8 protein-coding genes and 7 tRNA genes are annotated in these 12,707 nt (G+C 53.5%); 3 read left to right on the top strand and 12 right to left on the bottom strand.

Annotation, left to right across the window (positions count from 1 at the left end; genetic code table 11):
• The first annotated feature begins 103 nt into the window (after nucleotides 1-103).
• A complete protein-coding gene (gene ubiF / locus B3B59_RS18580; RefSeq protein WP_286809697.1) occupies nucleotides 104-1,279 on the top strand; it encodes a 3-demethoxyubiquinol 3-hydroxylase in 1,176 nt (391 codons plus the stop codon).
• A gap of 100 nt (nucleotides 1,280-1,379) precedes the next feature.
• Here ubiF and B3B59_RS18575 read toward each other — a convergent pair.
• The 12 genes from B3B59_RS18575 to nagB form a co-directional block, all read right to left on the bottom strand.
• Nucleotides 1,380-1,454: transfer RNA gene (locus B3B59_RS18575), tRNA-Gln, on the bottom strand.
• A 36-nt stretch (nucleotides 1,455-1,490) separates the two neighbouring features.
• A tRNA-Gln gene (locus tag B3B59_RS18570) sits at nucleotides 1,491-1,565 on the bottom strand.
• 44 nt (nucleotides 1,566-1,609) lie between these two features.
• Nucleotides 1,610-1,686: transfer RNA gene (locus tag B3B59_RS18565), tRNA-Met, on the bottom strand.
• Nucleotides 1,687-1,703: 17 nt separating this feature from the next.
• A tRNA-Gln gene (locus B3B59_RS18560) sits at nucleotides 1,704-1,778 on the bottom strand.
• Nucleotides 1,779-1,809: 31 nt separating this feature from the next.
• Nucleotides 1,810-1,884, bottom strand: a tRNA-Gln gene (locus B3B59_RS18555).
• Between the two features lie 23 nt (nucleotides 1,885-1,907).
• Nucleotides 1,908-1,992: transfer RNA gene (locus B3B59_RS18550), tRNA-Leu, on the bottom strand.
• 8 nt (nucleotides 1,993-2,000) lie between these two features.
• A tRNA-Met gene (locus B3B59_RS18545) sits at nucleotides 2,001-2,077 on the bottom strand.
• A gap of 235 nt (nucleotides 2,078-2,312) precedes the next feature.
• On the bottom strand, nucleotides 2,313-3,977 hold the full coding sequence (gene asnB, locus B3B59_RS18540; RefSeq protein WP_046884284.1) for an asparagine synthase B: 1,665 nt from the start codon (nucleotides 3,975-3,977) through the stop codon (nucleotides 2,313-2,315).
• A gap of 250 nt (nucleotides 3,978-4,227) precedes the next feature.
• Complete coding sequence (gene nagD / locus B3B59_RS18535) at nucleotides 4,228-4,980, bottom strand: ribonucleotide monophosphatase NagD (RefSeq protein ID WP_040076560.1); 753 nt, start codon at nucleotides 4,978-4,980, stop codon at nucleotides 4,228-4,230.
• A gap of 45 nt (nucleotides 4,981-5,025) precedes the next feature.
• Entirely contained in the window at nucleotides 5,026-6,246 is a 1,221-nt protein-coding gene (nagC, locus tag B3B59_RS18530) for a DNA-binding transcriptional regulator NagC (RefSeq protein ID WP_046884283.1), read from the bottom strand.
• Nucleotides 6,247-6,254: 8 nt separating this feature from the next.
• Entirely contained in the window at nucleotides 6,255-7,403 is a 1,149-nt protein-coding gene (nagA, locus tag B3B59_RS18525) for an N-acetylglucosamine-6-phosphate deacetylase (RefSeq protein ID WP_046884282.1), read from the bottom strand.
• A gap of 56 nt (nucleotides 7,404-7,459) precedes the next feature.
• Nucleotides 7,460-8,260: a glucosamine-6-phosphate deaminase gene (nagB, locus tag B3B59_RS18520; protein ID WP_046884281.1), complete on the bottom strand. Its 801-nt coding sequence runs from the start codon at nucleotides 8,258-8,260 to the stop codon at nucleotides 7,460-7,462.
• A gap of 326 nt (nucleotides 8,261-8,586) precedes the next feature.
• Between nagB and nagE the strand changes: the two genes are divergently transcribed.
• Together nagE and glnS are read left to right on the top strand one after the other, a co-directional pair.
• Nucleotides 8,587-10,605, top strand: a complete 2,019-nt coding sequence (gene nagE / locus B3B59_RS18515; RefSeq protein ID WP_072056315.1) for an N-acetylglucosamine-specific PTS transporter subunit IIBC — start codon at nucleotides 8,587-8,589, stop codon at nucleotides 10,603-10,605.
• Nucleotides 10,606-10,774: 169 nt separating this feature from the next.
• On the top strand, nucleotides 10,775-12,442 hold the full coding sequence (gene glnS, locus B3B59_RS18510; RefSeq protein WP_046886589.1) for a glutamine--tRNA ligase: 1,668 nt from the start codon (nucleotides 10,775-10,777) through the stop codon (nucleotides 12,440-12,442).
• Nucleotides 12,443-12,707 lie beyond the last annotated feature (265 nt).

The following is a 12,707-nucleotide window of genomic DNA, read 5'->3' as shown; positions in this document are numbered from 1 at the left end:
ATTGTAATGCTTTGGTCCGGTTGTGACCAGTATGAAGGTTGTCGGTCTCATGGGGAAAAAAATCCGGTAAACTTAAGGGATTCTCCAATAAGGACAAATGACCATGACTATCCAACAAGCCGGAGTCGCCGTCGTCGGCGGCGGTATGGTCGGCGGGGCGCTGGCGCTGGGGCTGGCGCAACAAGGGTTCGACGTTACTGTAATTGAACAGGCTGCGCCGCCTGCATTTGACGCCGCCGGGAAGCCGGACGTGCGTATCTCTGCGATTAGCGCCGCCTCGGTGGATCTGCTGCGCGGGCTGGGCGTATGGGAGGCGGTGCTGGCCATGCGCGCTCATCCCTGGCGTCGCCTTGAAACATGGGAGTGGGAAACTGCCCGCGTCCAGTTTGATGCAGCAGAGCTTAAGCTGCCCCTGCTGGGCTATATGGTTGAAAATACGGTTCTACAGCAGGCGCTCTGGCAGGCGCTGGAAGCGCATCCCGGTGTGACCCTGCGGGTGCCGGCGTCGATTAAGGCTCTCCATCGCCATAACGATCATCATGTGCTGGCGTTGAGCGAAGGTGACGAGCTGGCGGTAAAACTGGTGATTGGCGCGGACGGGGCGAATTCCAGGGTCCGGGAGATGGCCGGAATTGGCATTCATGCGTGGGCGTATCCGCAATCCTGCATGCTGATAACAGTGCAATGCGAGAGCGAACCGGGTGATTGCACCTGGCAACACTTTACGCCGACGGGGCCCCATGCTTTTCTGCCATTGTTCGACAACTGGGCCTCGCTGGTGTGGTACGACACGGCCGCCCGCATTCGCCAGCTGCAAGGGATGACAATGGAACAACTGGGGCGTGAAATTGCGCACCATTTCCCGCAGCGCCTCGGCAAGGTCACGCCAGTGGCAGCGGGTGCCTTCCCGCTGGCCCGGCGTCATGCACTGGACTATGCGCGCGAAGGATTAGCGTTGGTGGGCGATGCGGCGCATACCATCCATCCGCTGGCGGGGCAGGGCGTGAACCTGGGATACCGTGATGTTGAAGCCTTACTGGACGTAGTGGGTAATGCGCGCGCTCACGGCGAAGCCTGGGCGAGCGAGCAGGTATTGAAGCGTTACCAGATGCGACGGATGGCAGATAACTTCATCATGCAGTCAGGGATGGATCTCTTTTATGCCGGGTTCAGTAACGACCTGGGGCCGGTGCGGATCCTGCGCAATATTGGTTTGATGGCGGCGGAACGCGCCGGTGGCCTGAAGCGTCAGGCCCTGAAATATGCGTTAGGCCTGTAAGCATTACACTGACGATTCCCTCACCCCTGTGGGTGGGGGCTCAGACCGTACTGAAGACAAAAACAAAAAAGCCCGCAGAGCGGGCTTATTTGTTTTTAAGTGGCTGGGGTGCAGGGATTCGAACCCCGGAATGCTGGTATCAGAAACCAGTGCCTTACCGCTTGGCGACACCCCAATTGCGTTAAACAAACTGCTTAACGACTTTTTAAAATGGCTGGGGTACGAGGATTCGAACCTCGGAATGCTGGTATCAGAAACCAGAGCCTTACCGCTTGGCGATACCCCAACAATTTTTTCTAGTCTACCGAATAAATCGACAGATGACTAATTTGGTGGCTACGACGGGATTCGAACCTGTGACCCCATCATTATGAGTGATGTGCTCTAACCAACTGAGCTACGTAGCCAGTACTGCAATCTTCGATGGCTGGGGTACCTGGATTCGAACCAGGGAATGCCGGTATCAAAAACCGGTGCCTTACCGCTTGGCGATACCCCAATACCGCGGAGAACCGCAAATCGAAGAAATATGGCTGGGGTACCTGGATTCGAACCAGGGAATGCCGGTATCAAAAACCGGTGCCTTACCGCTTGGCGATACCCCATCCGTGCAACGCTTACCTGGGAATGGTGCGGGAGGCGAGACTTGAACTCGCACACCTTGCGGCGCCAGAACCTAAATCTGGTGCGTCTACCAATTTCGCCACTCCCGCAAAAAAGATGGTGGCTACGACGGGATTCGAACCTGTGACCCCATCATTATGAGTGATGTGCTCTAACCAACTGAGCTACGTAGCCATCTTTTTTTCGCGTTACCTTATCGGCGTTGCGGGGCGCATTATGCGTATAGACCCTTGCAGCGTCAACACCTTTTTCAACGAAAATGGCCGGAATGTGACTGTTTGGTTAGGTTGCGAACAGCGTGGCCGAATATTCGGCAATTATTGGTTATTAATCGATTTTACAGCCTTTAATTCAGAATAAAAAAAAGGCCCCAGAGGGCCTTTTCGATCGTGCAGATCGGTCGCTCAGATTATTGATAAGCAGACTGGTGAACGCCTACCGCACGCCCTGACGGATCGTTCATGGATTTGAACGATTCATCCCATTCAATGGCTTTCGCAGAGGAACACGCCACGGATGGACCACCCGGTACACACTCTGCGGCGCTTGGCACAGGGAAGAGCTCTTCAAAGATTTCACGATACAGATACGCCTCTTTCGAGCCTGGCGTGTTGTACGGGAAACGGAAGCTGGCGGTCTCCAGTTGTTGATCGGAAATCTGTTTTGCCGCCACCTCTTTCAGGGTGTCGATCCAGCTGTAACCTACGCCATCAGAGAACTGCTCTTTCTGACGCCATGCCACGCTCGCCGGCAGATAGGATTCAAAACATTCACGCAGGATATGTTTTTCCATTTTGCCGTTGCCGCACATCTTGTCCTGCGGGTTGATGCGCATTGCCACATCGAGGAACTTTTTATCAAGGAACGGCACGCGCGCTTCCACGCCCCAGGCCGACATCGCTTTGTTGGCTCGTGCGCAGTCAAACATGTGCAGCGCCTGAAGTTTACGCACGGTCTCTTCGTGCAACTCTTTGGTGTTTGGCGCTTTATGGAAGTAGAGGTAGCCGCCAAAGACTTCGTCAGAACCCTCGCCAGAGAGCACCATTTTGATGCCCATCGCTTTGATCTTACGTGACATCAAGTACATCGGCGTGGAGGCGCGGATGGTGGTCACATCGTAGGTTTCAATGTGGTAGATCACATCGCGGATCGCATCCAGACCTTCCTGCACGGTGAAATGAATTTCATGGTGTACGGTGCCGAGATGGTTTGCCACTTCCTGGGCGGCTTTCAGATCCGGCGCCCCTTCCAGACCCACGGCGAAGGAGTGCAGTTGCGGCCACCAGGCCTCTGAACGTTCCTGATCTTCTACACGACGCGCGGCAAATTTCTTGGTGATTGCAGAGATCACCGAGGAGTCCAGCCCGCCGGAGAGCAGTACGCCATAAGGCACGTCTGACATCAGATGGCTTTTTACGGACTCTTCCAGCGCCTGACGCAGCTCGGCTTTGTCGGTAACGTTGTCCTTAACGGCGTCGTAATCAAACCAGTCGCGTTGGTAGTACGGGCGGATCTCACCGTCCTGGCTCCACAGGTAGCTGCCCGCCGGGAACTCTTTAATGGTGCGGCAAACTGGTACCAGGGCTTTCATTTCAGAGGCGACGTAGAAGTTGCCGTGCTCATCGTGCCCCATGTACAGCGGGATAATACCAAGGTGGTCACGGCCAATCAGGTACGCATCTTTTTCGCTGTCGTACAGGGCAAAGGCAAACATCCCCTGCAGGTCGTCGAGGAATTCAGGTCCTTTCTCCTGATACAGCGCCAGAATGACTTCGCAGTCAGAGCCGGTCTGGAAGGTGTAACGGTCGCTGTACTCAGCACGCAGCGCCTGATGGTTGTAGATTTCACCGTTAACGGCCAGCGCGTGGGTTTTTTTCTCGTTATACAGCGGCTGAGCGCCCGCGTTGACGTCGACAATTGAAAGACGTTCATGGGCCAGGATGGCCTTGTCGCTGGCATAGACACCGGACCAGTCCGGGCCGCGATGGCGCATCAGACGAGAGAGTTCCAGTGCTTTTTTACGCAGCTCGCCCGCGTCAGTTTTGATATCCAGTACGCCAAAAATTGAACACATAACCTTCTCCGTTAACCCTGTTGCAGTGTGATGTTGCTTACTTAAGAAAATGCCGCAAAAGGTGAGGGGCGGCAAGGGTTTTGCCGGCTAAAACGAAAATAACGCAATGGTCATTGCTGAATGTTGAAAAATGCGTATGTCTTAACCTTATTCTTTGATGAATTGTTAGTGAAGAGGGGTTTTTATTAAATGTGATAACTTTTTGCTGGCAATAAAATGAAAAAACCACGTCGCAGGACGTGGTTTCAGCTTACAGAACATCGATTTCGGCGACCGAGGGGTAAATCCAGCTCGGGCGGAACGGCATGGAGTCAATATCGTCGAGGGTCGAAACGCCTGAGAGAACAAGGATGGTCTCCAGCCCCGCCTGGAAGCCGGCGAGAATATCGGTACGCAGGTTATCGCCCACAATCACCGTATCTTCGGAATGGGCCTGCATCTTGTTGAGCGCCGCGCGAATAATCCAGGGGCTGGGTTTGCCCACATAGAATGGCGTGCGGCCAGAAATTTTCTCAATGCCCGCGCAGAGTGCCCCGCAAGCCGGATAGAAACCGCGACCATGGGTATCGGGATTGGTGGCGATGAAGCGAGCGCCGTTTGCCACGAAATAAGCGGCTTTGTGCATCATCTCCCAGTTATAGGAGCGGGTTTCACCCACGATGACAAAATCCGGATTCACATCAGTAATAGTGAAGCCGGCTTTATAGAGTTCATGAATTAGCGCACCTTCGCCCACCACATAGGCTTTCTTACCCTCCTGACGCTTCAGGAAATCGGCGGTGGCCATGGCAGAGGTATAAAACACGCTCTCTGGCACATCTACGCCGGCGGTGGCAAAACGGTTCGCCAGATCTTGCCCGGTCTGCGACGGAAAATTGGTCAGCAGTACCAGCGGCATCCCTTTTTCCATGATGGCGTTAAGAAATTCCGCTGCGCCCGGCACGGCAACGTTGTCGTGCATCAGCACGCCGTCGATATCACAAATTACATTCTTAATGGTCATGGACTGTCCGACATCTGAAAAAGAAGGCGTCACTATAAAACCCCGTTAGTTTTCCAGCAAACGTTGCAACAGGATCCCGTTGAGCATGGCGCGTTTCACCAGCGCAAAGGCACCAATGGCAGAGCGGTGATCCAGCGTCGAGCGCACTACCGGCAGGTTCTGGCGAAATGCTTTTAACGCCTGGGTATTAATGCAGCCTTCAACGGCCGGTAACAGCACCTTTTCGGCTTCAGTGATCTCACCGGCAATCACCACTTTCTGCGGGTTGAAAAGGTTAATGGCGATGGCGATGGTCTTACCCAGGTGGCGTCCAACCTGCTCAATCACTTCACAGGCCAGCGCATCGCCTTTGTTGGCGGCTTTGCAGATCGCGCCAATTTTACACTCTTCCAGGGTCAGGCGGCTCTGGTAGCCCTGCTCGAGCAGGTGGCGCACCCTCTGTTCTATAGCGGCATTGGCGGCGATGGTTTCCAGGCAGCCAAAGTTGCCGCAGTGACAGCGTTCACCCAGCGGCTCTACCTGAATATGGCCAATTTCGCCCACGTTGCCATTACGGCCGATAAAAATGCGACCATTCGAGATGATCCCGGCCCCCGTTCCGCGGTGAACACGCACCAGTATTGAGTCTTCACAATCCTGACTCGCACCAAAGTAGTGCTCAGCCAGCGCCAGGCTGCGAATATCGTGGCCGACAAAGCAGGTGACGTTAAAACGTTTTTCCAGCGCCTTAACCAGTCCCCAGTTTTCAACCTGAATATGAGGCATGTAGCGAATCACGCCGCTTTCCGGGTCGACAAGGCCGGGCAGAATCACGGAGATGGCAATCAGTTCGCGAATTTTACGCTGGTGGGTCTCAATAAAGAGGGCGATGGTATTCAGCAGGGCATGTTCCAGCGTCTCCTGAGTCCGTTCTGGTAGGGGATAGTGCTCTTCGGCAACGGCTTTACTGCTCATGTCATACAGGGTCAGCGTAGTGTCGTGGCGACCCAGACGCACCCCGATGGCATGGAAATGACGGGTTTCGGTAATGATCGAGATGGCGCGACGGCCTCCGGTGGAGGCCTGCTGATCCACTTCTTTGATCAGGCCACGCTCAATCAACTGACGGGTAATTTTCGTGACGCTGGCGGGGGCAAGCTGGCTCTGTTCCGCGATCTGAATTCGGGAGATGGGCCCATGCTGGTCAATCAGGCGGTAAACCGCCGCACTGTTCAGCTGTTTTACGAGATCAACATTACCAATTTGAGCTTGTCCGCCTGATGTCATACTTTTACTTACTCAGTGACGACCTCGTTACCGTTAACGATGGTCTTGATGATTTTAAAATCGTGCGTGAATGCGGTCAGGTTTGCCACCATGCCTGGCGCAATGCTGCCTAGCCTGGTCGCGACACCCATCGCGCGCGCCGGGTAGAGCGTTGCCATACGCAGGACTTCATCCAGCGCAATACCACAGTGTTCAACCAGATTGCGGACACCTTCGATCATCGTCAGCGCAGAGCCGCTGAGGGTGCCGTTCTCATCCACGCACAGTCCATTCCGGTAGTATATTGTTTTACCAGCAAAAATGAACTGCTCAATATTTGCACCTGCGGGCGCGGTCGCATCTGTAACCAGACAGAGCTTGTCGCCTTTGATGCGTTTGGCATTGCGGATATTGGCATAATCTACGTGCAGACCATCAGCGATGATGCCGCAATAAACGTCTGGCTCATCGAAAATCGCACCAACCAGCCCTGGTTCACGCCCGGTAATATAGGGCATTGCGTTATAGAGATGCGTCGCAAAAGTAATGCCCGCGCGGAAACCGATTTTGGCTTCTTTGAGGGTAGCGTTGGAGTGGCCCGCAGAGACCACGATACCCGCGGCAGACAATTTGCTGATGACCTCAGGCCCGGCCATTTCAGGTGCCAGGGTCACTTTAGTAATCACGTCGGCGTTAGCGCACAGGTAATCCACCAGTTCGCTATCCGGTTTACGTACGTAGTCCGGGTTATGGGTGCCTTTTTTAACGATATTGAGCCACGGCCCTTCAAGATGCAGACCCAGAGCCTGATTCGGGTGTTGGCTCAGGTAGTCGCGCATGACCGCAATACCCTGTTTCATCAGCTCATCGCTGGTGGTAATCAGCGTCGGTAAATAGCTGGTGCAGCCGGATTTCTCATTCGCTTTCTGCATGATCTCCAGCGTTTCCACCGTGACCGCTTCAGCCGTGTCGTTAAACTGCACGCCGCCGCAGCCGTTAAGCTGCACGTCGATAAAACCGGGGGAGATGATGGCACCATTCAGCGCGCGTTGCTCGATGTCCGCTGGCAGTTCGCTCAGCGGGCAGATACGTTCAATCAGGCCATTTGCGACAACAATCGCATGGTCATCCAGAATTTCATGGCCGGTATAAATCCGACCGTGGGTTAAAGCGTACATAACGACCCCCGGTATTAAAAAAACTGCCCGCCCCAAATGAAAGAGGCGGGGCTATATTACAGACCTTTGATGTTTTCTGCTTCTAACTCGTTGAAGTATTTCAGCGTTTTGACTTTCAGTTCCATCGTAGATGGCTCATCACACACCACAACGGCCTTCGGATGCAGCTGCAGACAGCTGATGGTCCACATATGGTTAACGTTGCCTTCAACGGCCGCCTGCAGCGCCTGCGCTTTCACGTTGCCCAGCACCAGAATCATTACCTCTTCTGCATCCAGCAGCGTACCCACGCCAACGGTCAGGGCGTATTTTGGTACCTGATTAACGTCGCCGTCAAAGAAACGGGAGTTTGCCACGCGGGTGTCATGGGTCAGGGTTTTAATACGGGTGCGTGAGGCCAGGGAAGAGGCGGGCTCGTTAAACGCGATATGGCCATCGTTGCCCACGCCACCCATAAACAGGTGAATTTTACCGTAAGCACGGATTTTTTCTTCGTATTGGCGGCACTCTGCGTCAATATCAGGCGCGTTGCCATCCAGCAGGTTGATGTTTTCAGCCGGGATATCAACGTGGTCAAAGAAATTACGGTGCATAAAGCTATGGTAGCTTTCCGGATGCTCCTTCGGCAGGCCAACGTATTCATCCATGTTGAAGGTCACCACATGCTTGAAGCTGACCTGGCCCGCTTTGTGCATCTCAACCAGAGCTTTATACGCAGTAAGAGGCGTGCCTCCGGTCGGCAGACCGAGTACGAAAGGACGATCGGCGGTAGGTTTGAACGCGTTGATACGGTTTACGATGTGGCGTGCAGCCCATTTACCGACCTGTTCTGCTGTAGCCAGGGGGATCAGTCTCATTATTCACCTCTGAGTTTGAAAATAAAAAGTTGGCGGATTGAGCGCCTGGGCACGATCTAAGCCTAACCTGGTTCTTGCCGTGAGGGGTCAATTCGTCTTGATTTTTTGAATCATAAAATAAGTTTTCGCTGTTTGCCAGTGCAGGGAGGGGTAATTAACGATATTTGGTGACAAAAATCACAAAAAGTACGCGTTTAATTTGCGATACGAATTAATTTTTCACACACTCAATCAGCCAGTGAATCATCAACTGTATTTATAAGTTAGTGACACAATAAAAACACAGCTGAGAACGCGCCTTAACGGGGTCTCATAGGGGGAAGAAAGTGAGTATTCTAGGTTATTTACAAAAGGTTGGCCGTGCCTTAATGGTACCGGTCGCCACGCTGCCAGCCGCAGCGATATTAATGGGTGTCGGTTACTGGATTGACCCGGTGGGTTGGGGTGGAGACAGCGCGGTAGCGGCGTTCTTCATTAAATCCGGTTCTGCCATTATCGATAATATGTCCGTTCTGTTCGCCATTGGCGTGGCGTACGGCATGTCCAAAGATAAAGACGGTGCTGCGGCACTGACCGGTTTTGTGGGCTTCCTGGTGCTGACCACGCTCTGCTCGCCTGCTGCGGTTGCAATGATTCAGAAAATCCCGGCGGAACAGGTTCCGGCGGCGTTCGGTAAGATCAGCAACCAGTTCGTGGGTATTCTGGTGGGTATCATCTCTGCTGAGCTGTACAACCGCTTCAGCGGCGTTGAACTGCCGAAAGCGCTCTCCTTCTTCAGCGGTCGTCGTCTGGTACCGATCCTGACCTCCTTCGTGATGATCGTGGTTGCCTTCATCATGATGTACATCTGGCCGGTGATCTTCGATGGCCTGGTGAACTTTGGTGAACATATCCAGAAGCTGGGTTCCGTCGGTGCGGGCGTCTATGCGTTCTTCAACCGTCTGCTGATCCCGGTGGGGCTGCACCACGCTCTGAACTCCGTGTTCTGGTTTGACGTGGCAGGCATTAACGATATTCCTAACTTCCTCGGCGGCGCACAGTCCATCGAAGCCGGTAAAGCGGTAGTGGGTATCACTGGTCGTTATCAGGCGGGCTTCTTCCCGATTATGATGTTCGGTCTGCCGGGTGCGGCGCTGGCTATCTACCATTGCGCGCGTCCAGAGAACAAAGCAAAAGTGCTGGGTATCATGATGGCGGGGGCGTTCGCAGCCTTCTTCACCGGTATCACCGAGCCGCTGGAGTTCTCCTTCATGTTCGTTGCGCCAGTACTGTATGTGATCCACGCGGTGCTGACCGGTATCTCTGTCTTTATCGCTGCCAGCATGCAGTGGATTGCAGGCTTCGGTTTCAGTGCCGGTCTGGTGGATATGGTGCTTTCTTCCCGTAACCCGCTGGCGGTTCACTGGTACATGCTGATCCTGCAGGGTCTGGTGTTCTTCGCTATCTACTACGTGGTGTTCCGTTTCACTATCACCAAATTCAATCTGATGACGCCGGGGCGTGAGCTGGCCGTTGCCGGTAGCGAAGCAGATGGTGAAGATGTGAATGTTAGCGCAGATAAAGACCAGGACGTTGCAGGTCTGGCGCGTCAGTACATCGCCGCAGTCGGCGGTTCTGACAACCTGACCGGTATCGATGCCTGCATCACCCGTCTGCGTCTGAACGTGAAAGACTCCTCACTGGTGAATGAAGCGCTGGCAAAACGTCTGGGTGCCTCTGGCGTTATTCGCCTGAACAAAACCAGCGTGCAGATTATCGTAGGCTTTGTGGCTGAGAAAATTGCTAACGCGATGAAAACCACTGGCCCGGTAGCAGCGGCAGAAACCGCGCCGGCGCCAACAGCCGCACCGGTTGCAAAACCGCAGGCTGTACCTAACGCCGTCACCATCGCGGCGCTGGTCTCTCCGGTTACCGGCGAAGTGGTAGCGCTGGAGCAGGTGCCTGACGAAGCCTTTGCCAGCAAAGCGGTAGGCGACGGCGTTGCCGTGAAACCCACTGAAAAAACCGTGGTTTCTCCAGCAGCCGGTACCGTGGTGAAAATCTTTAATACCAACCACGCGTTCTGCCTCGAAACCGACAAAGGCGCGGAAATCGTTGTCCACATGGGTATTGATACCGTTGCGCTGGGCGGCCAGGGCTTCACTCGCCTGGTAGAAGAGGGGGCTGAAGTGGTTGCAGGCCAGCCGATTCTGGAAATGGATCTGGATTTCCTGAACGCCAACGCACGCTCGATGATCAGCCCGGTGGTTTGTAGCAACATCGACGACTTCAGCGGTCTGGTTATTCAGGCGCAGGGTCAGGTGGTTGCCGGTCAAACTCCACTGTATGAAATTAAAGGCAAGTAAGTGCTCCTGAGTTAGCGTTGATGCCTGAGCGGCGGGGATATCCCCGCCGCTTTTTTTTGCAGCACTTGCCCCCATTATTTACATCCAGGGCGTTTTTAGAGGTTGTCACTGCGACCAGCTTATAAGATCATACGCCGTTATATGTCGTTTACGCTTTGAGGAATCCACGATGAGTGAGGCTGAAGCCCGCCCGAGTAACTTTATTCGTCAGATCATTGATGAAGATCTGGCTACTGGTAAGCACACCACTGTTCACACCCGTTTCCCGCCGGAGCCAAACGGCTACCTGCATATTGGTCATGCGAAATCTATCTGCCTGAACTTTGGCATCGCGCAAGACTATCAGGGTCAATGCAATCTGCGTTTCGATGACACCAACCCGGCGAAAGAAGATATCGAGTACGTAGAGTCCATTAAGAACGACGTACAATGGTTGGGCTTCAACTGGTCTGGCGACATCTGCTACTCCTCTAACTATTTTGATCAGCTTTACGCCTACGCGGTTGAGCTGATCAATAAAGGCCTCGCCTACGTTGACGAACTCTCTGCTGACGAAATCCGCGAATACCGTGGCTCCCTGACCGCTCCGGGTAAAAACAGCCCGTTCCGCGATCGTAGCGTGGAAGAGAACCTGGCCCTGTTTGAAAAAATGCGCGCCGGTGGCTTCGAAGAGGGTAAAGCCTGTCTGCGTGCCAAAATCGATATGGCCTCGCCGTTTATCGTCATGCGTGATCCGGTGCTGTACCGCATTAAGTTCGCGGAACACCACCAGACCGGGAACAAGTGGTGCATCTACCCGATGTATGACTTCACCCACTGCATCAGCGATGCGCTGGAAGGCATTACGCACTCCCTGTGTACGCTGGAGTTCCAGGACAACCGTCGTCTGTATGACTGGGTGCTGGATAACATCACCATCCCTGTGCATCCGCGTCAGTACGAGTTCTCTCGTCTGAATCTGGAATACACCGTGATGTCCAAGCGTAAACTGAACCTGCTGGTTACCGACAAGCAGGTTGAAGGCTGGGATGACCCACGTATGCCGACCATTTCCGGTCTGCGTCGCCGTGGTTATACCGCGGCTTCTATTCGCGAATTCTGTAAACGCATTGGGGTAACTAAGCAGGACAACACCATTGAGATGGCCTCTCTGGAGTCCTGTATTCGTGAAGATCTTAACGACAACGCACCGCGCGCAATGGCCGTTATCGATCCCGTGAAGCTGGTGATCGAAAACTACCCGCAGGGTGAGAGCGAGCAGGTCACCATGCCAAACCATCCAAACAAACCTGAGATGGGCAGCCGTGATGTGCCGTTCAGCGCTGAGATCTGGATCGATCGTGCAGATTTCCGTGAAGAAGCGAACAAGCAGTACAAACGCCTGGTGCTGGGTAAAGAAGTGCGCCTGCGTAACGCCTACGTAATCAAAGCAGAACGCGTTGAGAAAGACGAACAGGGTACCATTACCACCATTTACTGCAGCTACGATGCAGAGACCCTAAGCAAGGATCCTGCCGATGGCCGTAAAGTGAAGGGTGTTATCCACTGGGTGAGCGCTGCCCATGCGCTGCCGGTAGAAATTCGCCTTTATGACCGTCTGTTCAGCGTACCTAACCCAGGCGCTGCGGATGACTTCCTGGCAACCATCAACCCGGAATCGCTGGTCATCAGACAGGGTTATGCGGAGCCTTCTCTGGCGAATGCTGAAGCTGGCAAAGCCTACCAGTTCGAGCGTGAAGGTTACTTCTGCCTCGACAGCCGCTACGCAACGGCAGACCATTTGGTCTTTAACCGTACCGTGGGGCTGCGTGATACCTGGGCCAAAATCGGCGAGTAATCAGGTCAACCACAAACAAACGCCGCTTCTGCGGCGTTTTTTTTTGCTTATCGATCAGGATTTTATTTATTAGCCGCTTTAACCCCTCGCGAAATTAGTGGTCAATGAGCTGCTACTTTTTTTATAAAATAAACTTACTCATTCCCTAAAAAATGTATTGTTAGAAAGATTAAAGATAATAATTATTGTTAACTATCGATTTTTACTTGAATTTATTATGAAAATATCTGGCTTCTGTTGAATGTTTCAAAACACTACTGATTAT

The organism is Leclercia sp. UBA2479 (assembly GCF_002341985.1).
In the GTDB taxonomy this organism is placed as follows: Bacteria; Pseudomonadota; Gammaproteobacteria; order Enterobacterales; family Enterobacteriaceae; genus Enterobacter; species Enterobacter pneumoniae.
This window is presented reverse-complemented; position numbering and strand designations above follow the sequence as displayed.